18 protein-coding genes and 1 tRNA gene are annotated in these 24,560 nt (G+C 38.2%); 7 read left to right on the top strand and 12 right to left on the bottom strand.

Features of this window, described 5'->3' with window-relative positions; genetic code table 11:
- Positions 1–5: 5 nt before the first annotated feature.
- Genes KIM67_RS06915 through KIM67_RS06905 form a run of 3 tightly spaced genes read right to left on the bottom strand, consistent with a single transcriptional unit; the run spans position 6 to position 2,508 of the window.
- Positions 6–1,313, bottom strand: a complete 1,308-nt coding sequence (locus KIM67_RS06915) for a deoxyribodipyrimidine photo-lyase (RefSeq protein ID WP_213830615.1) — start codon at positions 1,311–1,313, stop codon at positions 6–8.
- Position 1,314: 1 nt separating this feature from the next.
- Positions 1,315–2,007: an SDR family NAD(P)-dependent oxidoreductase gene (locus KIM67_RS06910; RefSeq protein WP_213830614.1), complete on the bottom strand. Its 693-nt coding sequence runs from the start codon at positions 2,005–2,007 to the stop codon at positions 1,315–1,317.
- Between the two features lie 3 nt (positions 2,008–2,010).
- On the bottom strand, positions 2,011–2,508 hold the full coding sequence (locus KIM67_RS06905) for an SRPBCC family protein (RefSeq protein WP_213830613.1): 498 nt from the start codon (positions 2,506–2,508) through the stop codon (positions 2,011–2,013).
- A gap of 122 nt (positions 2,509–2,630) precedes the next feature.
- Here KIM67_RS06905 and KIM67_RS06900 point away from each other — a divergent pair, with 122 nt between their 5' ends.
- Positions 2,631–3,776 (top strand): T9SS type A sorting domain-containing protein, encoded by a 1,146-nt coding sequence (locus KIM67_RS06900; protein WP_213830612.1) that lies wholly within the window; start codon positions 2,631–2,633, stop codon positions 3,774–3,776.
- Positions 3,777–3,864: 88 nt separating this feature from the next.
- Complete coding sequence (locus tag KIM67_RS06895) at positions 3,865–4,710, top strand: DUF2911 domain-containing protein (protein ID WP_213830611.1); 846 nt, start codon at positions 3,865–3,867, stop codon at positions 4,708–4,710.
- Between the two features lie 51 nt (positions 4,711–4,761).
- On the opposite strand, the gene KIM67_RS06890 is transcribed toward KIM67_RS06895, so the two are convergent.
- From KIM67_RS06890 to KIM67_RS06865, 6 genes are all read right to left on the bottom strand, one after another.
- Positions 4,762–6,468, bottom strand: a complete 1,707-nt coding sequence (locus KIM67_RS06890) for a sodium:solute symporter (protein WP_213830610.1) — start codon at positions 6,466–6,468, stop codon at positions 4,762–4,764.
- A 112-nt stretch (positions 6,469–6,580) separates the two neighbouring features.
- Positions 6,581–9,112 carry a PIG-L family deacetylase gene (locus tag KIM67_RS06885; protein WP_213830609.1) on the bottom strand — a complete coding sequence of 844 codons (2,532 nt, stop codon included), beginning with the start codon at positions 9,110–9,112 and terminating at the stop codon, positions 6,581–6,583.
- 89 nt (positions 9,113–9,201) lie between these two features.
- The gene (locus KIM67_RS06880) at positions 9,202–10,164 is read right to left on the bottom strand and encodes a septum formation inhibitor Maf (RefSeq protein ID WP_213830608.1); all 963 of its coding nucleotides are present in this window, start codon (positions 10,162–10,164) and stop codon (positions 9,202–9,204) included.
- 35 nt (positions 10,165–10,199) lie between these two features.
- Entirely contained in the window at positions 10,200–10,802 is a 603-nt protein-coding gene (locus KIM67_RS06875) for a Maf family nucleotide pyrophosphatase (protein WP_213830607.1), read from the bottom strand.
- Positions 10,795–11,322, bottom strand: a complete 528-nt coding sequence (locus KIM67_RS06870; protein ID WP_213830606.1) for an HAD family hydrolase — start codon at positions 11,320–11,322, stop codon at positions 10,795–10,797. The genes KIM67_RS06875 and KIM67_RS06870 overlap by 8 nt, the downstream gene beginning before the upstream one ends.
- Positions 11,306–12,067: a Rossmann-like and DUF2520 domain-containing protein gene (locus KIM67_RS06865; protein ID WP_213830605.1), complete on the bottom strand. Its 762-nt coding sequence runs from the start codon at positions 12,065–12,067 to the stop codon at positions 11,306–11,308. The genes KIM67_RS06870 and KIM67_RS06865 overlap by 17 nt, the downstream gene beginning before the upstream one ends.
- A 134-nt stretch (positions 12,068–12,201) precedes the next feature.
- Here KIM67_RS06865 and ccsA point away from each other — a divergent pair, with 134 nt between their 5' ends.
- A complete protein-coding gene (gene ccsA / locus KIM67_RS06860; RefSeq protein WP_213830604.1) occupies positions 12,202–15,372 on the top strand; it encodes a cytochrome c biogenesis protein in 3,171 nt (1,056 codons plus the stop codon).
- 2 nt (positions 15,373–15,374) lie between these two features.
- On the opposite strand, the gene KIM67_RS06855 is transcribed toward ccsA, so the two are convergent.
- Positions 15,375–16,664: a M14 family metallopeptidase gene (locus tag KIM67_RS06855; protein ID WP_213830603.1), complete on the bottom strand. Its 1,290-nt coding sequence runs from the start codon at positions 16,662–16,664 to the stop codon at positions 15,375–15,377.
- A gap of 244 nt (positions 16,665–16,908) precedes the next feature.
- Between KIM67_RS06855 and KIM67_RS06850 the strand changes: the two genes are divergently transcribed.
- From KIM67_RS06850 to bshB1, 3 genes are read left to right on the top strand one after another with little or no spacing between them, the layout of a single operon-like run.
- Positions 16,909–18,318, top strand: a complete 1,410-nt coding sequence (locus KIM67_RS06850) for an MATE family efflux transporter (RefSeq protein WP_213830602.1) — start codon at positions 16,909–16,911, stop codon at positions 18,316–18,318.
- 34 nt (positions 18,319–18,352) lie between these two features.
- Positions 18,353–19,522, top strand: coding sequence for a PLP-dependent aspartate aminotransferase family protein (locus KIM67_RS06845; RefSeq protein WP_213830601.1), 1,170 nt, complete (start codon positions 18,353–18,355; stop codon positions 19,520–19,522).
- 9 nt (positions 19,523–19,531) lie between these two features.
- Complete coding sequence (bshB1, locus tag KIM67_RS06840; RefSeq protein WP_213830600.1) at positions 19,532–20,254, top strand: bacillithiol biosynthesis deacetylase BshB1; 723 nt, start codon at positions 19,532–19,534, stop codon at positions 20,252–20,254.
- Positions 20,255–20,271: 17 nt separating this feature from the next.
- Here bshB1 and KIM67_RS06835 read toward each other — a convergent pair whose 3' ends face one another.
- Complete coding sequence (locus KIM67_RS06835) at positions 20,272–22,320, bottom strand: tetratricopeptide repeat-containing sensor histidine kinase (RefSeq protein ID WP_250149184.1); 2,049 nt, start codon at positions 22,318–22,320, stop codon at positions 20,272–20,274.
- A 350-nt stretch (positions 22,321–22,670) separates the two neighbouring features.
- Here KIM67_RS06835 and KIM67_RS06830 point away from each other — a divergent pair.
- Positions 22,671–22,746, top strand: a tRNA-His gene (locus KIM67_RS06830).
- 213 nt (positions 22,747–22,959) lie between these two features.
- Here KIM67_RS06830 and KIM67_RS06825 read toward each other — a convergent pair.
- Positions 22,960–24,516 carry a M28 family peptidase gene (locus KIM67_RS06825; RefSeq protein WP_213830598.1) on the bottom strand — a complete coding sequence of 519 codons (1,557 nt, stop codon included), beginning with the start codon at positions 24,514–24,516 and terminating at the stop codon, positions 22,960–22,962.
- Positions 24,517–24,560 lie beyond the last annotated feature (44 nt).

Below are 24,560 nucleotides of genomic sequence, written 5' to 3'. Positions count from 1 at the left end.
TAGTACTAAGCTACCGCCTCTTTGTAAACCTTTAAACAACGTTCCCGTGCCATTTTATGGTCTACCATTTTATCTGGGTACGTAAACTCCTGTAAATCCGTAACCCATTTGTTGATGTATTCTTTTTGTTTGTCAAATTTATCGATTTGGGTCATGGGATTGAATATTCTAAAGTATGGAGCCGCATCAACACCGCTACCAGCCGCCCATTGCCAATTGCCCACATTGGAGCTCATATCGTAATCCAATAACTTTTCCGCAAAATAAGCTTCACCCCATCGCCAATCTATCAAAAGGTGCTTACAGAGGAAACTGGCTACCAACATTCGTATGCGATTGTGCATATATCCGGTTTGGTTCAGTTCCCGCATTCCGGCATCGACCAAAGCGTAACCAGTTTCCCCATTTTTCCATTTTTCGAATTCCTCTTCATTGTTCCGCCACTCAATTCGGTCATACTTTGGTCTGAAGGCTTTATCCTTAGTATGGGGGAAATGCCAGAGAATCTGCATAAAAAATTCACGCCAAATGAGTTCGCTCCAAAACACCTCATTTGTTTCGGTTATCGCTTTTTTCATCATTTTTCGAATAGAGACGGTACCAAAACGTAAGTGTGGCCCTAAACGGGAAGTTCCATTTTTCTTTGCAGGAAAGTTTCTAGTGTCCTCGTAGTTTTGAATTAGCGCAGGGGTAACGGTATAATCGAGCACTTTTATTGATGCAGTTTCAAATCCCATTTCCGAAAGTGATAGATTTGGTAGTCCAGAATCCTGTATTAAATTACCCATGTGCTGGCTAGTATGATGGATTTTTAAATCTTCTTCTTTGAAGATGGATTTCCATTTGTTTTTATACGGTGTATACACAACGTAAGGGGCACCATCATCTTTTACAACGTCATCTTTTTCAAAAATGACTTGGTCTTTGAAGGTCTTGAATTCGATATCTTTTTCGGAAAACAGTTTATTCATCTGTTGGTCACGTTCTTTAGCATAGGGTTCATAATCATGGTTAGTGTAGACTTGTTTCACACTGAAATCTTTGATCAGTTCCTCAAAAATAACATCAGGTTTTCCATGATATAATGCAATGGAACTGTTATGGTTTTCCCGAAGCTCCGCCCGCATTTTTTGAAGTGTTTCATACAAAAAGGTCACCCGTGGATCATCTGCAGGGAGTTTATCGAGAATCTCCGAATCAAAAATAAATATAGGCAGTACGGGATAGTCTCCTTTCAATGCTTTTAGAAAACCTACATTATCATCTAAACGTAAATCCCTTCTAAACCAAAAAATTGCAATCTCTTTATTCATTTTAGCTAATATTCAAGGTAGACATTCCACCATCTACACCTACAATTTGTCCTGTCATCCAGGTACTGTTGTCGCTTAGTAAAAATAGGGCGATGCTGGCAATATCATTAGCCGTTCCAACCCTTTTTAAGGGATGGCGCTGCGACATCATCTCTACTTTTCTATCATTGCTTAGCAGACGTTTTGCAAGTGGCGTATCAACCAAAGATGGTGCTACTACATTCACCCTTATTTTTGGTGCATACTCGGCCGCCATTGACTTTGCAAAACCTTCTATTGCTCCCTTAGCAGCAGCAACACTGGTATGAAAGGGCATTCCCGTACCAACGGCAACAGTACTAAAGAATACCATGCTGCTCCCTTCGACCATTTTACCAATAATTTCTTTTACTGTTTTGACCAAACCAAAGAAGTTAAGTTGCATATCCTCTTGAAATGTATCCGTACTCATCATTTTAAAAGGTTTTAGATTGATGCTCCCCGGGCAGTATGCAAATCCGTGGATTTCATCTGGTAATATCGAGCTATCAAGCGTATCGGTAGTGGCATCAAACGGAATGTGCGTTACATTTAAACTGCCCAATTCTTCGCTGGTACGAGAAGCTATATAGACGTTATTGTCCTTTTGCAGCTGCTTCGCCATTGCTAGGCCAATCCCATGTGAACCACCTATTAAAAGAATATTCTTGCTCATAATTTAAAACGATTTAAAATGTATTTCTGTTTGGGAGCCTTCAATAGAACCAAATAATTCCGTTAGTTTTTGCTCTCTAAATTTAAAAATTGACGTTAACTGACCTTTTACCAATATGGGGTGTGCTATTTGTCCCAAAATGCCAAAAGGAATTTTATAATCTATGATATCCTCCATCTCCACCCCGCCTTCAATCTCTGAAATAAAATGTTTGTGGTGCCACAGTGCATAAGGACCGAACAACTGGGCATCTACAAAATAATTTCCTTGCTCTACATGGGTGATTTCTGATACCCATTTTGTTTTAAAACCTGGAAACGGAGATACTTTATATTGGATAATTTGACCTGGAAACATTGGTCTTTCAGCTCCTGAAACTATCTGAAACCCCATCTTTTCCGGCGTAATTACCTTAAGATTTTTTGGGTTGGATAAGAAATCCCATGCATCGGATTTGGATATGGGCAATTGTTGCTTTGCATGTAATTGGTATAGCTTCATAAAACTGTTTTTACAAATATACCCTCAATTTGTTTAACAAAAAATTTTAAAAGTTAAACATAATTGATTTTTGCGATGTAATGATGTATAGAATTACCTGTTTTATCGCTATTTTATGCATCATGTTTAAGATTATCAATAACATAGCTTGTAAAAACACATGGTTTTTATGCTTTTTCTTGGGCTTATCAATTTTTGCGCAAACCGAAGTTATTGAAATCGGTAATTTGGAGGAACGCATAGGAGAGACATCTGGACTCATTTATTTTGATGATAAATTGATAACCCACAATGACTCAGGAAATACTGCAGAACTTTTTGAAATCGACCCAACTAGCGGAGCAATTTTAAGAATCGTTCAGATAATAAATGCGCAGAATAGGGATTGGGAAGACCTGGCCCAAGATGAGGACTATATTTATATTGGGGATTTTGGGAATTTTAATGGAAACCGGACAGATTTACGCATTTATAAAATTTCCAAAGCTCAATATTTGGCTTCAGATACTGTTACGGCAGCACTAATCGAATTCAACTACGAAGACCAATCGGATTTTACAGCTGCACCCAATAGTGACTGGGATGCGGAAGCGCTGTTTGCTTATGAAGACGTACTTGTTGTGTTGACCAAGCAGTGGAAAAGTGCTGGAACCGTTGCCTATAAACTTCCAAAAACTTCTGGAGTGCATATGGCCAAAAGGTTAGATAGTTATCAAGTAGAGGGATTGATTACCGGTGCAACGTACGATGAATTAAAACAGCAGTTGATATTAATTGGCTATTCTCGTTTATTATTGCCGTTTTTTGTTGAAGTATCGGGTTTGAACGATACTTCTATATTTTCAGGTACGGTTTCTAAATCACCCTTGAACACAGGTATTGCTCAGGTAGAATCTATTGCTCATTCAGAAAATAGGTATTTTTTTACATGTGAAAACTATACTAATACCTCATTTCAGATTACTTCTCTGTCTCGCTTATTTTTTTTTGAACTAGAACCAAAGATAATACCCCAAAATATAGACAAAGACATCGAATTGTTGTTATACCAGCCTATGGGACCATTTACCTTAAACTACCAATTAGCTACAGATGATACTGTTTTTGAAAGGGCCATTTTTGATATGACGGGCAGGCTAATTTTTTATGACTCTGATTCTGCTATCAAAAATGGGAAAATAGATACATCTTCATTACGTCCATCAATTTATTTTATAACCTTTTACTTAAAGAAAGGTAGGATTTCCAAACCGTTTGTTATTCGTTGAGAGTCATTTTCTTTTAAGAATCCCTTAACAAATCTAACATGGCTTTATCTTTAGTTTTGTTTCACTAACAATCTAAAACACTTTCAAAATGAAAAAATTACTCATTTTCTTATGCGTTGTATCTGTTTCCTTTGCTATGGAAGCACAGATTACAACACCTGCACCTAGTCCTGCTTCTAAACTCATGCAAAAAGTCGGTTTGACCGATGTAACGGTAGATTACTCAAGACCTTCTATGCGTGGTAGAACAATTTTTGGAAATTTGGTTCCTTATGATAAACTATGGCGTACAGGTGCAAATGCCTACACTACGATTAGCTTTAGTACTGATGTGACTATAGCTGGTCAAGAAGTAAAGGCTGGAACGTATTCCATTTTCACGAAGCCAACGGCTTCCAATTGGGAAGTATTCTTTTATACGGATACACAAGGAGGCGGAACTCCAAGAGATTGGGATGATAGTAAAGTTGTAGCTAAAGCTACGGTCGAAACTTTTCAAATGCCGGTTAACGTAGAGACATTTACCATTACCATTGACGATTTAACGAACAATGGTGCCAATTTAGGAATCATGTGGGAAAAAACATATCTGGCAGTTCCTTTCGGAGTTCCAGCGGACGTTACAGTCATGAAAGACATTGAAGCTACCATGGCAGGACCAAGTGCCGGTGACTATTACACAGCTGCGGTATACTATCTAAATGAAGATAAAGATATCTCTAAGGCTAAAGAATGGATGGACAAAGCTATGTCCATGACGAAAGAGCCAAGATTCTGGCAGCTTCGCCAGCAGTCCTTGATTTATGCAAAGGCTGGAGATAAAAAAGCAGCAATAGAGACTGCTAAAAAATCCCTTACCGCTGCTGAAGCCGCCGGTAATGATGATTACGTCAAAATGAACAAGGATTCCTTAAAGGAGTGGGGGGCACTTTAAATAAAACGGTATTCTTTTAAAAAGTAAGACCCACGTTAATCGTGGGTTTTTTTATGTTTTTATTGGAGGTTTTCTTAAAAAGCTATCAAAGCCCTCAATAATAAAAGCAATACCTATGACCAACACACATCCAAAAGCGTTCAGCCATAAATAGGACATCCAATCTAAGTACCATCCTATAATTACTATGATTTGGGTTACTAGAGCAGCAATAAAAACAGCGTTGCCCTTCACAAACTTAAAGAAGAATGCCAACAAAAAAATACCCAATACATTGCCATAGAAAATAGAGCCTATAATATTGACCAGCTGTATAAGGTTGTCAAATAAATTGGCAACACAAGCAATAATGATGGCTACAATTCCCCACAGTAAGGTAAACCCCTTCGTTACGAGGACATAGTGCTTTTCGTCTAGCTTCTTTTTAGTGTTTCTTTTATAAAGATCGAGCGCAGTAATTGTTCCGAGTGCATTTAACTCAGAAGCTGTAGAAGACATTGCTGCGGAAAGAATAACTGCTAAAAGCAATCCAATAAGTCCTGTAGGTAGATTGTCTAAAATAAAATGAATGAAAACGTAGTCTTTGTCATTGGTCTCAATAGTATCATCGGCTTTGGCAATGAGAGTTTTCGCCGTATTTCTGCTTGCTCTTTCCTTTTGATTTATTTTTAGAATATCCTGTTTGGCTTGCTGTACCGCATTATATTCTTTAAGTTCCAATGCTGCTGAAAAGGCATTCTGTGCCATTTTCTTTTCTTTTTCCAGGTTCAGGTGTTCTTGCTGTAATGCTTTGTATTCATCAACATACTCTGATTCCATTACGGCTTGTGTAGCTGCAGGGTTAAAGTTTAGGGGAGATGGATTGTATTGATAAAAAACAAAGACCATGACACCGACCAAAAGAATGAAAAACTGCATGGGAATCTTAAAAATTCCATTGAATATGAGTCCTAACTGACTTTCTCTTATCGATTTTCCCGAGAGGTAACGTTGTACTTGACTCTGATCTGTCCCAAAGTAAGCCAATGCCAAAAAGAATCCACCGGTAATACCGCTCCAAAATGTATACCTGTTATCGGTATCTAGGCTAAAATCAAGAATTTGTAGCTTATTATTTGCCCCTGCAATCTTGAGGGCCTCACCAAAAGATACACCTGTTGGTAGAGAGCCCAAGATAAAAAAGAAAGCGAAAAACATTCCCACCATGATAATGAACATCTGCTGTTTTTGGGTTACGCTTACCGCTTTTGTTCCTCCGGAAACTGTGTATATGATAACCAAAATTCCAATAATGATATTTAGCGTGCGTAAATCCCATCCTAATACAGCGGATAAAATAATGGACGGAGCAAATATGGTGATTCCAGCTGCCAGTCCACGTTGGATTAAAAAGAGTATAGCGGTAAGGGAGCGTGTTTTCAAGTCAAATCTGCCTTCCAGCATTTCATATGCAGTGTATACTTTTAACTTTCTATATATGGGAATAAAGACCACACAGATAGCTACCATGGCCAGCGGCAACCCAAAATAGAATTGTACAAATCCTAAACCATCATGAAAAGCCTGTCCGGGAGTGGACAAAAAAGTAATGGCACTTGCCTGTGTCGCCATAACAGAAAGTCCAATGGTCCACCATTTGGCGTCGTTACCACCACGAACATAATCCTCTACATTTTTACTGCCACGGGTTTTAATAACTCCGTAACCAACAATAAACAGCAGTGCACTGCCAAGAACGATCCAGTCTAATATACCCATTAAGGTTTTTTAGTTATTTAATACCATGATGAAGTAGAAAATTAGGATATAAAATACGTTGAGCAAAAGGACAATAGTGTATTCCCTCTTCCATTCCGCTTTATTTTCCATGCTATCCTTTGACATTAGTTTCGATTTTGACCTCGCTTTTTCCTATGGAAAGCATATTTGCAAAAAGCTTATATGCTCCAGAAACTCCGGCAGGGAGTTCTCTAAAAAAGCTCAATCCCGTATAAATATAATGACCTTCTCCGTAGGGTGCTACTAAAAGACTACCTTCTGTAGGTTTTTCACCTTCATCGCCCATGGAAAGGATTGGGGTAAATTCTTCACTCCATTCTTTTGGAAAGTATAGGCCCCTTTCTTGAACCCATCCATCAAAATCACGCTCCGCTATGGAATTTGGGAAGTTGATAAGTGAATGGTCTTGAGCGATTATTTTTACTTTTGCTGTCTCATCAGTTACCCTGTTTCTGGAAAGTGTTAAATCAAAAGGAGCTATATTTTCAAATTGTTTGCTCCATCTTCCAGCCGTATTATACTGCACAATAAGGTTTCCGCCATTTTTTACATAATCGAACAAAATAGGCTGCTTAAATTTTAGAGCGTCCACTTTATTGTAGGCTCTTATGCCTACTACTATAGCATCATACTTTTCCAGTTGACCTTTTTTAATAGCATCTGGATCTATGAGATGGACTTGGTACCCTATTTGTTTTAAGCTTTCAGGGACTTTATCACCAGCTCCCATAATATAACCGATATGTTCCCCGGTTTTTTGAATGTTCATTCGAACTACTTTCGTTTCGGAAGGGAGGAGAACGGATTGTTTTGGAATATGGTCATAATCTATTTCTATAAGCTCTTTAGTGTAGGTTTTATTACCAATGGCGACGAAGGGGGAAATCTTTCCTTCACTATCATTTGACGGCGGGGTAACTTTAAAAGTTACAGATTGTTCCTGTCCTTTTTGTAGTATCGAAAAATCTATTTTATTAGGGACTACATTCCAACCTTTTGGATGTTCTAATCCAATTTTTCCTTGGACATTATTTTTTCCAGCCTTAATACTCACAGTAACATTTTTTGTTTTGGCATCTGAAAAAATCAATACTTTGTCCTTAATGCTTGTTGTTACTTCGGGTAAAACTACGAAGGGTTCATACAGTTCCCCTTTTTCTGGTTTTGAATATCTATGGATAATCGGTTTTTCAAATTCAATTTCGATTCCATCAAAATCCAAGGTGAAGATCGCATTAAAGGCATTTGGTGTTTCGGCCTTGCCAATCATTTTTTGATTTTTTACCGTATACATCCCAAGACTACCTGATTCATTTAACCAATAAGGCCCAGAATTGGTTTTTGTACTGGGGACCATGAATGTCAATTTGAGCTCTTCCTTTTTATTGTTTTCTAGATTTTTATCAGCGGAATGGGTGCTATCCGTTCCTGAAATCTTAATTTCTCTCAATACAATATTCGCGGCACTTCTGTTTACGGCTTCTATGCTCAGTTCAACCTTATTCTCAACAGTTGTTGAGGCCGATAGAGCATTAGCTTCTAAATAAAGACCCGCACAGTCTAAAATAAGTGCTTTGAGTTCCTCGGATTTTAAGGTTTTCCAATGTTTATCATCAACTTTCTGAAGGAGTTGATACGCTTGTAATAATTCGGGGATATGTTTTGATGGATTTGAAAAATTGAAATTTTCCTCAACGGCATACAAAATATCACCAATAGCTTTTCCATCTTTTATTCTGGACCAAGTTGTATTGATGCCCTCAAACAAATTAGCACTTTTGGGCAGGTCACCTTTTAGCAATTCCACATATTCGTCTTGGGAGCCCCTTGCGGTCAAACGTCCAAAACCTTGACATAGGTGTTGGCTACTGGCTATTGATGCTATCTCATTATTGGAAAGACCCAGCTCTGGATAGTATACACCTACGTCCAATTTTATCAGGTTTGATTTATCCGCCTTTTCAAAATTTTCTTGACTTCCATAGAACCACCAAGAGGTATTGAAGAAAGCTCTTTTTGGCTGCCATGTAGAAGTCAGCTCTAATTGTTCGGGATATGCGCTAGCATCATTGGCCAAGTCGAACGCCTCCATGCTCAACATGGCAGAAGAAGTATGGTGACCATGCGTAGTACCAGCAGTTCTATGGTCAAAACGATTTATGATTACGTCGGGTTTTAAGTTTCTGATGGCCCAAACCACATCACTTAAAACTTCTTCTTTATCCCATATCTTGAGCGTTTCCTTTGGATGTTTGGAATATCCAAAATCGTTGGCTCTGGTAAACCATTGCTCACCGCCATCAACCCTTCTTGCCGCCAACAACTCCTGTGTTCTTAGTACCCCCAACAACTCTCTTAATTCAGAACCTATCAGATTTTGCCCTCCGTCACCTCTTGTGAGCGAAAGGTAGACCGTTCTGGCCTTATCATGATTGGACAGGTATGAAATCAATCTCGTATTTTCATCGTCTGGGTGCGCTGCGATATAAAGCGCAGTACCCAAAAAATTTAATTTTTGAAGGTTATGATGAATTTCTGTAGAAGAAGGTTTATTTGGTTTTTGGGCTACAGAATTTGAGACAACTATAATAACAGTAAGGATACTGACCCAAATATTTTGCATGGTAGTTTTTTAGTGGTTGCACCAAATATAAAAGTTTCAAAATAACACAGGGCGCTATTTAAAACATCTTTAACAAGGTATAACCTACCTTAAAGGCCTAGACTGTCCCTTAGTATCGAATCTTTATTACTATTTTGACCCCAATAAGCCGTTCTAATGGATTTTAGTTTAGTGCCCTTAGTGGTCATTATTTTGGCTTTTGGTCCATAACCGCTCTTAAAGCTTTCCGTCCAACTTTCAATAGTGTATGGAAATTCTGAAGTAAAATTGATGGTAAGCCTTCTATCTAATTCTGGATAGGCAATGGAGTAGGTTGCGATTCCACTTTTTGAATCCAATGAAGCCGTTGCTTTGTAAGCCTTCAACTCTTTATGTCGAAGTCTAATATACTCAAGGGAAGGAATAATTTCTACATCCCCTACAGGCAAATCATTGGGGTTAATTCTTATTTTATTCCAAATTTCATTTTCCATTATACTCTTTTCCAGTTTTAGGTTTTGGTCGGCTTCACCTTCAAAATAGGAATGGGATGTAAATTCAAATGAGTCCCTGTTATTGATTTGGGAATAGACATGTCCGCACCACTCTTGAATGGATAGACTTGTCTTTAATGCATGTTGATTGTCATGAACGGGGTAAAAAGTGCTTCCCATCACAGAGTAGGGATAAATACCTGTCAAGTAGTTTTTTGTGGCATTTAATTTAAGAACGGGAATATTACTGGGATTGCTACGTTCTGCCTTGACCTGTATTTTGGGTAAAAAAGGCTCGGTAACATAAACTAGCACAGCGTTTCCATCTCTTAGCTCGCCATATCTTGCTTGCTCAAGGGTATATGAGGTAATTTCGGCATTGCCAGCATACCAATACTTTTTAAAATCTTCGGAGAGTTTTTTTTTCGGGGTTTCAACGACTTCAGAGTTGGTTGTTCCCTCATCATTTAAAGCTATTTCTTTATTGGAAGCATTTGTTTTGTCAACACATGAAGTAAGGGCAAAAAAAACCGATAACAATAATAAAAAGGGAAGTTGGGTCTTATAAACTTTTTTCATAGCTAATAAATTTCAATAAAATTAAGCATCCTTTTTTAGGAAACCATACTTGTTAACGTTTTGTAAACTAAATGAGTAGGCAATCCGACGACGTTATTGTAGGACCCTTTTATTTTAGAAACACCAATAAGCCCTATCCATTCCTGTATGCCGTAAGCACCTGCTTTATCAAAAGGTTTATAGTTGTGGATGTAATAACGTATCTCTTTGGTTGTGAGTTTCTTAAATTGCACTAAAGTGGTTTCGGTTACGGTTTTTTGCATAGCTTGGGTAGTAAAGCATACTGCAGTTATTACTTCGTGCCAATCATTGGATAGCGTTTGTAGCATGTAAAGAGCATCTGCTTTGTCTTCGGCTTTGGCCAAGGATTTTCCCTTGTGCCATACAACGGTGTCAGAGGTCAATACTATTTCGTTTACTTGCAGTTCTTTTTGAAAAGGATTTGCCTTCAATTTGGCCAAATAGGAAGCTATCTCCCCACCTTGTAACTGTTCTGGATAGATTTCTTCTACCGATTTAGTTCGTACCTCAAAATCAAGCCCCATTTCTTCAAGAAATCTTTTTCTTCGAGGTGAACCAGAACCCAGAATAAGTCTGTAATCCTTTAGCTTTTCTTTTAAGGGTGAGTTTTCAATCATTTTTAGCACTAAAATTGTCGTTCCAATCGCCCCTTACTTTTAAGACCTGTTCAATAATATCACGAACGCATCCATCACCACCATTCTTATGGGAAACATAGTCCGAAATAGCTTTGACCTCAGCTACCGCATTTTGGGGAGAAGTAGCAAGGGCGACCATTTTCATTGGAGGAATATCAGGTAGGTCATCACCCATATATAGTATGTTTTTTGAGTCAATATGATTAGCGCTCATATATTCTTCCAACGGTTCTTGCTTGTGATGTGCTCCAAGATAAATATCGGTAACGCCCAGGCCTTTTAAGCGTTGCTTTACACCTTCGTTGGTACCACCAGAAATGATACAAACATTATATCCTTTTTGTATTGCAGTCTTTAAAGCATAGCCATCTTTTACATTCATTTTCCGTAGCATTTCGCCTTGAGTGGTTATTAATATGGAACCATCTGTAAACACACCATCTACATCAAAAATAAAAGTGTTGATATCCTTTAAAAGTTCTTTATAATTTTTCTTCATGGGTTTCTCTTATGGCTTTGCTTATTAAGTTGTAAAGCTCAGTTTGATTTTGCTTTTTTAATAATTTTAAATGACTGTCCATTGTTTTTTTATCGTTTCTAACGGCTGGCCCTGTTTGTGCCTTCTTTGGCGACATGGATTGTACTTTCTTGGCCGTCTCCATAATCAAAGGGTGTAATAGGGTAAAGGGTAATCCTTCATCCAAACAAATAGTCTCGCTCACACCATAAAGATGATTGACAAAGTTGTTGGCATACACTGCGGCAAGATGTAGTTTTTTTCGTTGCGAAGAAGTTATCTCATATATGTGGCCGGAAATAGCATTTCCCAATAGTTTTAAGGTTTCGATAGCCGATTCCTGTTTTGCTTCAATACAAATGGGTACGGATTTTAAATCAATCTCCCTCCCTTTTGTAAAGGTTTGCAATGGATAAAATACACCATTGTTTTTTGATTCTAAGAAATCCATGGACACTGCACCTGAAGTGTGTGCAACAATACCCGGTCTATCTTTAAGAAATCTTGAAACAGAGGGTATTGCATCATCCTTGACTGCTATAATGTAAACATCGGCATCTATAATACGGTCAAAGTCACTAGTAGTTTCGACAGCTTTGGAAAAGCGATTTAAACTGGAATTATTTCTGCCTACAACCTGAACCACCACTACCATGTTGGATCGGGTAAACGCCTTGAACAAATGTTGTGCAACATTTCCCGTTCCTAAAATCACTATTGAAAGCATCGTCAAAACTACAAATTTAGGAACATACTTTTTTGGAATAATTAACAAATTTGTTTAACCTTTTGTGACCGACTTAAAGACAATAAATAGCAAAAAGGTGGTACTTTTGCATGTTTAAAACCATCTTGAGTTAGATGATAGAACTACTTAAAAAGACCCTTTTTTCTACAAGACTTATGGCCGTTCTTTTTTTGGTCTTTGCCACAGCAATGGCCGTTGGAACATTTGTGGAAACTTGGTACAGTACGGAGACAGCCAGAATCTACATTTACAATGCTACTTGGTTTGAAGCCATAATGGTATTTTTCGTTATAAACTTTATTGGCAACATGTTTCGTTACAAGCTATTTACCTTTAAAAAATGGCCCGTTCTTACATTGCACCTATCTTGGATTCTGATTATAGTCGGTGCTTTTGTGACACGCTACATAAGTTATGAGGGGATGATGCCCATTAGGGAGGGAAACTCAGAAAATAGATTCTATTCCGATAAAACGTATTTAACAGTTTTTGTAGACGGTGATATAGAAGGGGAGACCCGTAGGAAGGTATTGGAAGACGATATTCTAGTGACACCAGAGGGAAAACGTTCCAGTCTTCCATGGAAATCCAATTTTGATGGGAATCCATTTACCATTTCATATGTTGATTTTATAGGTGGAGCCAAAGAAGACTTGATTCCAGATGAAAACGGAAATGAATTTCTAAAAATAGTTGAGGCTGGAGACGGAGAACGTCACGAGCATTATTTGGAAAATGGAAAGATCGCTAGCATTCATAATGTTCTTTTTGCCCTCAATAAAGAGACCAAAGGAGCAATAAACATTTATGCCGTGGGGGATAACTATCAAATAAACTCTCCCTTTGAAGGCGACTTTATGCGTATGGCAGACCAGTTAAGAGGTTCTGTTGCCAGTGATAGTTTACAGACATTGCAATTACGTTCCTTGTATAATATGGCGAACATGCAGTTTGTAATCCCTGAGCCTTTGGTCAAGGGTAGTTACGGAATCGTAAAGGTACCCGAAGAAGAGATTACAGAAGCTACACAGGATGCCTTGGTCGTCTCGATTACGGCTAATGGGCAAACCGTGGAGCAAAAACTATTGGGAGGTAAGGGGACATCCAATTTTTCGGATAAAATACAGGTAGGTGGATTGGATTTTTCACTGAGTTATGGTTCCAAAATATACGAACTCCCTTTTTCAATTCAACTGAACGATTTTATAGCTGAAAAATATCCTGGTACCGAAGCTGGCTACGCTTCTTTTATGAGCAAGATTACGGTTGAGGACGAACGTAATTTTGATTATGATATCTATATGAACCATGTATTGGACCACAAAGGGTACCGCTTTTTTCAGTCAAGCTTTCATCCCGATGAGAAGGGAACAATTTTATCTGTAAATCATGATGCGTGGGGAACTTGGATAACCTATATAGGTTACTTTTTGTTATACCTTGGATTGATGGGGATAATGTTCTTTGGGAAGACACGATTCAAGGATTTGGCCAAATCCTTGGAAAAGGTAAAGGCAAAGAAAGCCACAGTGGCAGTACTTACTTTGTTGTTGGCTACCACCTTTACTTCTGCGCAGCAAAATACTTCGAACGACCATGCACATTCCAATTTGCCCACGCAAGCAGAGGTTGATTCGGTCTTAAATGCTACAACGGTCTCAAAAGAACATGCTGACAGGTTTGGTGCTTTGGTCATTCAAGATGAAGGAGGTCGTATGAAACCTATCCATACTTTTTCTTCCGAATTGTTACGAAAATTGAGCGGTAACGATAAATTCAGGGACATGAATTCCGATCAGGTTTTCTTGTCCATGATGTTGAACCCAGCTGTATGGTTCAATGTAGAGTTTATTTCCCTTGGTAAAACGGAGAACGACAGTATTCGTAAAATTATTGGGGCACCAAAAGGACAGAAGTTTGTTAAAACGACCGATTTTTTTAATGAAGAGGGTAGGTACAAATTACAAGAATACTTAGAAGATGCCACTTCCACCAACATACCCAACAAATTTCAAAAGGATTTTAAAAAAGTAAATGAACGCCTAAGTTTATTGAATTTGGCCCTCAGCGGGAATATTATCAAAATATTTCCACTATTAAATGATGATAACAACAAATGGATATCCGCAATAGAATTTAGGTCGGGACAATATCAAGTACAGGATTCACTATATGCAAATTTTATGACAAATGGTGTACCTTATTATTTGAACACCTTACAAAGAGCCATAAAAACAGGTGATTATACGGAATCGGATAAGTTATTGGCAGCGTTTCATCAAAATCAAAAAAACCATGGTTCTGAAGTTCTACCACCTAAGAAAAAGATAGAAACCGAGATTTTGTACAATAGGCTGGATATTTTTAATCGCCTGTGGACATACTATTTTATGGTCGGCGGATTGTTGTTGTTTGTACTGATTTTTAAAATTTTTAAAGAACGGGAAATCTGGAAAGCTGCATCCTATGTACTTAAGGGCACTATCATCATATTCTTTTTATGGCACACTGCGGGCCTTATTTTACGTTGGTATATTTCGGGGCATGCCCCATGGAGCGATGCTTATGAGAGTATTTTATATGTTGCTTGGGCGACTATGGCCATGGGACTGGCTTTTGGAAGAAAAAGTGAGCTGACCATTGCAGCAAGTGCTTTTGTGACCGCTATGCTCTTATGGCAGGCGCATCAAAATTGGATAGACCCTTCTATTGCTAACTTGCAACCAGTTCTTGACAGTTACTGGCTTATGATTCATGTTGCTGTAATCGTTGGAAGTTATGGTCCGCTTACCGTAGGAATGATTTTAGGAGTCGTATCGCTTTTATTGATCATACTCACCACAAAAAAGAACAAGAAACGAATGGACCTTAATATCAAAGAGCTGGTCATCATAAATGAATTGACGTTGACCGTTGGGCTTATTATGTTGACCATTGGCAACTTTTTGGGGGGGCAATGGGCCAATGAGAGTTGGGGTCGTTATTGGGGCTGGGACCCAAAAGAAACCTGGGCACTGATCTCGATCATGATTTATGCTTTTGTATTACACATGCGTTTGGTTCCAGGCCTTCGCGGTAAATGGCTATTCAGTTTTATGAGCATTGTTGCCTTTGCCAGTATTATGATGACCTATTTTGGAGTAAATTTTTACCTTGTTGGTCTGCATAGTTATGCAAGCGGCGATCAAGTGATTACCCCAAACTTTATATGGTATACCGTATTGGGTGTATTTATTTTGGGCGGCATAAGTTTTTGGCGATACCGCGTTAATTACACTAAATAGTTTTATTTGGAAGTGTCCAATAATCGCATTAGTTCTTCAGCGGCTACTTTACCTTTGAGTTTCAAGAAATCCCGTGGCGTATTGTCACCAAGCTCAAAAACAATTGCGGGCATTTGGTGTTCCACAAAAAAATAAGTGCGCGATACCATGGTTGGATCCAGCTTGTCGGATGGCTTTACATTGGATTTTTTCTGGGGAAGTCCGTTACTGATGCTTTCAATCCAATCAAAGACAATTTTACCCTTTTGCCCCGTTACGGTAGTATCCAAAGGATAGTAGATATCGTCCCAAGTGGAATGGAAATCGGCCCCAAAAACGAACTCGTATCCTTCCTTGTTCTTTTTTTTCAAAAAGTCTCGTACACTTTTGGTTTCAGGTTGATTAAAGTTTTGCCAATCTCTATTTAGGTCAATACCACCCATATTATGACGCCAATGCCCATTGTCCACACCATCTGGATTCATTAAGGGTACCACAAAAACAGTATGGGTTTTTCTAAATTTCTTTGCTTGGGTCGTTTCGCTGGAAATTGTTTCAATAAAGGACTTCATGGCAAGAAATCCCGTCACTTCTGGGGGATGCTGTCTAGCGATTATCATCACTGCTTTTTTAGTGGCACCGTCTCCTTTTATTTCCATAAGCTGCATAGCTCTATTTTCTGTGGTCTTTCCTATTTCATAGTTCGAAATGTATGGTTTTAAAGAAAGTGAATCTATCCATTTGTTGACGCGTTTGGAAGGATAAAGTTCCTGCGCACTTATCCAAATGGGTTCTTTTTTGATGGACAAGGTCAGCTCCACAAACTCTGGTGCAGCTTTTATTCCAAATTCACCTTCACCTGGATTTATGGCTTTGAATGCCATGCTGTCGATGGATTTGAAGTGAATTCCGTCCGAACTTATTTTTGGATAATAACGACTTCTAGAATCTTGGTAAGTAAGTTTAAGGGTTACTTCTCTTGGACGCTCTGTCCAAATCTTAAATGCGTACCAGGGACTAACGTTTATTGGTGTGTTTTCCGCAGTGATCAAAACCGTATAATGATTATTTCCGTCTGCAGCAACCCCATTTAAACGAGCTCCATCAAAATCATTGGTAAAAAAAGTAGTATCGTTATCAAAAGACCATACCCCTTTCCACTGTTTTTGAACGGGTTTGTTTACAGTAGGCACAACAGGATTTGCTCCCTGCCCTTGATAACCATTAGGTTTACTTACAACTGGAACTGCAGTGTTTTTACATGAAACGAACACAAATAAGAATAGACAGCATTGAAAAAAAACAAATCGCATAAAAAACTTTTTAGTTTGGCTTTCGGTCTAAAAATAAAGTTTTCGAGCTTCATGATACAACTTTTTAGGCAAGCAATACAATTTTTTAAAATAGTATTGATTTTTTTTACATCTTTGCACCATCATGAAGTTATAAGAATTATGTACACTATAGATGTCATAGGCAATAAGCCAAAAAAGTAATTGGGAGACTTTCCCGACGAATTGACATTTTCCATTCTTTTTTTACACATAATTCAATATAATGACAAACTTCAATATATCTTTTTTAAAGAAATCACTTAGCTATTTTTGGATTGCTGTTACGGGCAAGGAAACAGAATTTACCTCCGGCAGTATTCGCAAAGCTATTTTTATGCTTTCCATTCCCATGATTCTGGAAATGCTAATGGAATCCATTTTTGCATTGGTCGACATTGCCTATGTTTCACAAGTCAGCGTAAATGCAGTAGCTACAATTGGTTTAACAGAATCTGTAATTACCTTGGTATATGCTCTTGCCATTGGTTTAAGTATGGCTGCTACTGCAATCGTTGCACGTAGAATAGGAGAGAAGGACGTTCAAGGTGCGAGGATAGCTGCGGTACAGGCCATTGGTCTCGGAATACTAATTTCTATTGGACTAGGCATAATGGGTATCTTTTACGCCAAAGAAATTCTTGGGTTGATGGGAGGCGAGCCAGATTTGATTGCCGAAGGTTATGGCTACACTCAGTTTTTGATTGGAGGTAACATAACTATTATGCTACTTTTCATGATCAATGCTATCTTTAGGGGAGCTGGTGACGCCTCCATTGCCATGTGGGCCTTAATACTTTCCAATGGGTTGAATATTATCCTTGACCCGATCTTTATTTTTGGATGGGGACCTGTTCCGGAATATGGTGTAATGGGTGCAGCGATTGCTACAAACATAGGGCGGGGAACTGCAGTACTGTTTCAATTAGGGATTTTGTTTTTTGGATGGAGCAAAATAAAATTGGCTCTCAAAGATTTGGTTTTCAATTTGAACGTAATGATAAACTTGGTGAAGGTCTCTTTAGGCGGAATTGCCCAGTTTTTGATAGGCACGTCCAGTTGGGTATTCCTAATGCGCATCATGTCCGAGTTTGGCAGTGAAGTACTTGCAGGGTACACAATCGCCATACGGGTGATGATGTTCAGCTTAATGCCCTCATGGGGAATGAGCAATGCTGCGGCAACTTTGGTAGGTCAAAACCTTGGTGCTAAACAACCTGAAAGGGCAGAAATATCTGTTTGGAAAACGGGAAAGTACAATGCCTACTTTATGGGATTGGTATCCATACTCTATTTAGTGTTTGCAGAAACAATCATCTCATGGTTCAATGTAACGCCCAGTGTTGTCGAAAATGGAGCACTATGTCTTCAGATAATAGCGATAGGCTATGTGTTTTATGCCTATGGTATGGTATTGACGCAAGCATTCAATGGTTCGGGAGATACCAAAACACCAACAAAGATTAATTTTTTCTCTTTTTGGATGTTTCAATTACCGCTGGCCTATATTGCGGCCTTGGTTTTGGACTGGGGTGCGATAGGCGTTTTTATTGCCATCACATCAGCAGAAATACTTCTTGCGATTATGGCAATAGTATGGTTTAAAAAAGGGGACTGGAAGAAGTTTCAAGTGTAAGGGTTTTGTATATTTAGCCTAAAGTTTTAAACCTATGAAAAAGAGCACTAAAGGTCTGAATACGACATGTACCCACACGGGAGAGTTGGAAGATGTACAATTTAAAGGGGCTGTATCCCCTTTGTACATGAGTACTTCCTATGCATTTGAGGATGTTGATGTAAAACGCTATCCTAGATATTTTAATACGCCCAACCAAGAAGCGTTGTGCAAAAAACTGGCAGCTTTGGAACATGCTGAAGCTGCCTTGATTTTTGGAAGTGGAATGGCGGCAATAAGTACTGCTTTGATGGCTTTCTTACAAGCGGGAGATCACATTGTGCTACAACAGACCTTATATGGAGGCACTTACAATTTTGCTGTCACCCAGTTTGAGAAATACGGCATCAATTATTCGTTCACCAATGGTTGGAAAGTAGATGATTTTGAAAAAGAAATTAAGTCGAATACCAAGGTAATTTATATAGAAACCCCATCTAACCCTTTGTTAACGGTAACTGACTTGGATGCTATTGGTAAATTGGCAAAAAAGCATGGCATCCTCTCCATGATAGATAACACGTTTGCGAGCCCCATCAACCAAAACCCAATTGATTTTGGCATCGATGTGGTGTTGCATAGTGCTACAAAATATATGGGAGGGCACTCAGATATCTGTGCAGGAGTAATTGCTTCGACCCAAGAGAATATGGACAAGGTTTTCCAAACAGCTATTTGTTTTGGTGGTAGTCTTAGTGATTACACCGTTTGGCTTTTGGAGCGAAGTATAAAAACAATGGCGATTCGGGTAAATGCCCAAAATGCAAATGCCATGAAAATGGCAACCTATTTAAATGGAAACAAGAATGTTGAAAATGTATATTACCCTGGACTTCAAACCCATCCTGATCATGAATTGGCAAAGTCACAGATGAAAGGATTTGGGGGAATGCTTTCGTTTGAGTTAAATGCTTCACTTGATACTTCCTTGTTTTTTAAATATTTACAGCTCATAAAACCATCCATGAGTTTGGCAGGAGTTGAAAGTACGGTGCTTTCACCAACCCAAACATCGCATGCACTAATGACACCAGCGGATAGGGAAAAGCAAGGAATTAAAGATACACTGATACGGTTTTCTTTAGGTATTGAAGAGGTGGAAGATTTAATAGAAGATATTGAACAAGCCATTGCCAAAGTTAAATCCATAACAGTACTTGCATAAAATAGATACATGAAGTTAGACATTTTAGTATTTGGTGCTCACCCAGATGATGCAGAGTTAGGTGCTGGAGGCACCATTGCCAAAGAGATTTCAAAAGGGAAAAAAATCGGAATCATTGATTTGACCCGTGGCGAGTTGGGTACTAGGGGATCTGCTGAAATTAGGGATAAAGAAGCGCTGAATGCAGCCGAGATATTAGGGGTTTCCGTCCGTGAGAATATGGAATTCGCCGATGGTTTTTTTACCAATGACAAGGCACATCAATTAGAGATCATTAAAACAATCCGAAAATACCGTCCAGAAATTGTGCTCTGCAATGCAATCGATGATAGACATATTGACCATGCCAAAGGGAGTAAGTTGGTTAGCGATTCCTGCTTTTTAAGTGGTTTGGTCAAAATAGACACCAAAATGGATGGCGAGGAACAATGGCAGGAGGCATGGCGGCCTAAAGTTGTATATCATTTTATTCAATGGAAGAATTTAGAACCAGATTTTGTAGTTGATGTATCTGGTTTTATCGAGAAAAAGACAGCATCCATTCTAGCGTACAGGTCTCAATTTTTTGACCCGAATAGTGATGAACCCGAAACACCTATAAGTAGTAAAAATTTTATCGATAGTGTAAATTACAGAGCAAGGGACTTAGGACGTTTAATTGGGGTCGAGTATGCAGAAGGTTTTACGGCTGAGCGCTATGTGGCGGTAGATAATCTTGATGATTTAATATAATCGCTTTAAGTTTAACTTTAGCTGGCGTTCTGGTATCTTTTTTCTGCTTTAGGAATTGTAAAATGGAAAGATGATCCTTTGCGGAGTATACTTTCTACCCAAATCTCACCTTTGTTCTTCTGAATCATTTCCTTGCAAAGTGAAAGGCCAAGACCAGTTCCTTTTTCATTATTGGTACCATATGTGGTGATATTGGTAGTGCTTTTAAAGATTTTTTTCTGTATTTCTTTGTTCATGCCTATACCTGTATCACGAATAATAATTTCCCACATGTCTTTTTTTTCTTCTGCTTCAATTGTAATTAGACCATTCTCCGGAGTAAATTTTATGGCATTGCTCAGAAGATTTCGCACTACGATATCTATTTGATGGTGATCGGCATATATCAAAGGATTCTCGGGTAATTGATTGATTATTTTTATTGATTTTCCAGAGGCTATTTCCGATAGTAATTTAATATTGGCGCTCACCAGCTTATCTAAAGAAAGCCTTTTGGGTTTGGTGGTAACCCCATTCATCTGGGTCTGCCCCCATGATAATAAGTTGTTTAATGTAAAGGATATGTTTTCTACATCGGATTTTAACTTAGGAATAAAAGAGATGAACTCATCTTTACCAATTTCACCATCTGTAAATAATTTGAGCATCCCTTGTAGCGCACCGATAGGCCCGCGTAAATCGTGTCCAATGATGGAAAATAATTTGGTCTTCGTTTTATTGTTTTCGTGTAGTTCCACTTCCCGTTCACTGACCACTTTGGATTTTTCGTGAAGCTCCTTGTTCAATTTTTTCTGAATGTGCTCACTGCGGCGTATCAAGAAAGTTATGAAAGTTAAGATAACTAAAATAGCAACAGTCAAGTAAATATAGCTTTTATGCTTGGCCAGAGCGGTTTCGTTGGCAGTAATTAGATCATCTTTTTCTTTTTCATATTGTAGTTTTGTTTCTAATAAGGCAAGACTTTGCTTGCTTTTGTCTTTGGAGAGAGAGTCGGAAAGCTGTTTGAAAGTCTCCAGATACACCAAAGCGTTATCCGAGTCATTTTTCTTTTTGTACAGCTTGTACAAAGTTTCTGAACAGTCTATTTGCCCCTGTAATGATTTGATTTTTTTGGATAATTGAAAACCTTCTTTTGCATATTGTAAGGATAGACTATCCTTCTCAAGACCAAGGTAGACCTTGGCCATACCGTTTAATAATTGTATTTTTTCCCTTTCGTCGTCCAATTGCTGCTTGTGGAGCATATTGGCCTGGTCATACCAATATAAAGCCCATTGGTATTTTTTCTGTTCTAGATATATGCTTCCCTTGACTTCGTACGCATATGCCAGCCAATCATAGATCTTGTGCTTTTCAAATGTGGAGATACTTTTGTTAACATTGAACATGGCTTGCTCGAAATCTTTAATATCCTTGTATAAGGATGCCATGTTGCTTTGTGTTTCAGCATGGAAAACTTCATTCCCCATTTCTTCATTTATGGCCTGTACGGTATCATAGAAAACAAGTGCATTCTTATAATCTTTTTGTCGAATGTATAGACTTGCGATATTTTCATTAAGAATTGACAACATGTGTTTATTGTCCGTTTGTTTAGCTACATCTATTCCTTCTAGATAAAGGTTTAGCGCTTCGGCATTATTTCCTTCATAGTCATAATCATGACCAAGCCCGTTTATAATACTAAGTTCATATTCTTTATTGCCGGTTTTTCGCGCTAGATGGAGTGCTTTTTTAAAGTAGGCCATTGATTTTTTATGATTTCCCTCATCAGAAAAAAAATCACCTATTGCCTCCAGGGCCTTAATTTTACCATTTGTATAATTTACATCCTTACTAAGTTTTAATACTCTTTTGGAAATAACATACAGACTGTCCTTGTTTATAAAACGATAAGTAGAAGCAAGGCTGGAGAGCAAGTTTATGTATGTGGTATCCTGTGGATTAAACTGCTTTGAGGATTGTAATCGATTTAATTTGTAGACAATACTGTCCCTCTTTATTTTTTGGGATTGGAGGGGGTATACTATGAATACGACACAACTGATCAATGTTATTCTGTACAATAACTTTTGTAGGTTATAAAAGCAGGTCGATTGGGGCATATATTTTCAAAATCTTGAATCATAAAAATAGTTTAGAGCGCACTTTTTAGGAATAAAATGTTGTGAAAGCTCAATAATTGTGTGTTTTAACTATTTTAAAGTGTTGTTCACCGAAGTTTTGTACTAAATCATGCATGCAATCAACCAAATTTTTGTCTCTACTGCCACAAAATATTACATAAGAGTACTGATACTGAGTACTAGAAATGAATAGGTATTGTATGTGCTGTTTTTTGTCTTTTTTTAGTAAGTAAAGTTAAATTTCATTTGATTGAATTAATAAAAAGAAGTATTTTTGCCACCGCTTAAATGGTGGTTGTAGCTCAGTTGGTTAGAGCATCGGTTTGTGGTACCGAGGGTCGCGGGTTCGAATCCCGTCTTCCACCCATAATTTCAAATCTATCCCGGGTCTGTTTCAAGGCTCGGGATTTTATTTTTGGTATTAAAGGGAGGGGTGAGAAGCTCAGCCGAAGTGAATCCCGTTTTATGAGTCGTCCTAAAATAAGTTGACGCAAAGTCGACTTATTTCAGGACGGGACATTCCATCCAAAAAAGCCCACTTATTCAAAGGGGCTTTTTTGTTCTTGGATAAGTTTTATTTTACTTGGATGGCTTATCCACAATAACTTTTTCTTCCCTATTTGCAACTTCCCAAGCTGTATGAAAAACAAGTTTAGTTCTGTTGGATAGTAAATCATAATTTATCTTATCTGGTGTATCTCCGGGACGGTGATAATCGGCATGTGTACCATTAAAATAAAAGATGATCGGGATATTATTTTTGGCAAAATTGTAATGATCGCTCCTGTAATAAAATCTGTTAGGGTCGTTCTCATCATTATAGGTATAATCCAATTCGATATTGGTATACTTTTGATTTATAGTTTCAGAAAGGTCATGCAATTCAGTACTCAGTTTATCGGAACCTATTAAATAGACATAGTTTCGGTCTCCTACACGCTTTGGGTCAATCCTTCCTATCATATCAATGTTGAGGTTTGCTACTGTTTGGGACAATGGAAAAATAGGATTATAATCCGTATAATATTTTGAGCCCAGAAGACCTTTTTCTTCACCAGTGACATGTAGAAAAACAATGGAACGTTTTGGACCTTCTCCAGCTTCTGCCGCTTTTTTAAAAGCTTCTGCAATTTCAAGGAGCGCAACAGTACCGGATCCATCATCATCGGCACCATTGTTTATTTGTCCGTTAGCGGTAACACCAATATGATCTAAATGTGAGGATATAACCACGTATTCGTCAGGCTTTTCAGAACCTTTTAGGACAGCAACAACGTTTTCTGAATTTATCTGGTCGTTTCCACTGACTATATCGATTTTCACATCTGTTGAAATTGATTTTGGAACATTGTCCCCATCAATATCATTCATAAAAGTAGTAGCGGATTTATTGTTCAATAGCACAATAAAATTGGAACTGGTTTCATCTTTAAGCGCCATTTTTCCACTATTGTTCCCTTTCATGAATTCATAATAATTTTTGAATCGGGCAAAATTCTGTGCATCGTAGTACAGGACACCAATTGCTCCTTTTTCAACGGCTAAGTTGGATTTTTTCCCCATCGCTTCGGACATGTTGCTCCATGCCGATTTTTCTTCTGTGCCAGATAGCACGTAAGTGCCATTACTGTTCATTGGCTCACCAGCTTTGATCAGGACTAATTTGTCCTTTACATCTAATTCGCTATAGTCGGAATAATCACCTTCCTCAATACCGTAGCCAGCGTAGACCACATTGGAAAAATCGCCTTCAGCTGCAGTAAAAGTGAGGATATCTTCACCTAATTGAAACGTGTTCCCATCAATCAAAACTGTTCCTTTTGGAACTTTGGCGACTTCTAACGGTACATTTTGAAAATAATCTCCATCTGTTTTGGCTGCGGGTATTTCTAATTTTTCATATGCTGCTTTAAGGTAAGCAACCGCTTTTTTTTGTCCGGGTTTACCAGTTTCACGACCTTCAAACTCATCTGAAGCATAGGTATAGAGGTGCTCTTTTAAATCTTCTTCCGTTATGGTTTGAGCATACGCTATTGGATCTACCTCTTTTTTTGGAGTCGAGTATTCAGAAATTGTTTTCTGCGAAGTGTTACAGGAGCATATAATACCTATAACTATCAAAGAAATTTTCTTCATGAAATATGTTTTCAAAATTTCCCAAAAATAATCAAAAGATAGCT

This window comes from Flagellimonas sp. 389 (genome assembly GCF_018449435.1).
In the GTDB taxonomy this organism is placed as follows: Bacteria; Bacteroidota; Bacteroidia; order Flavobacteriales; family Flavobacteriaceae; genus Flagellimonas.
This window is presented reverse-complemented; position numbering and strand designations above follow the sequence as displayed.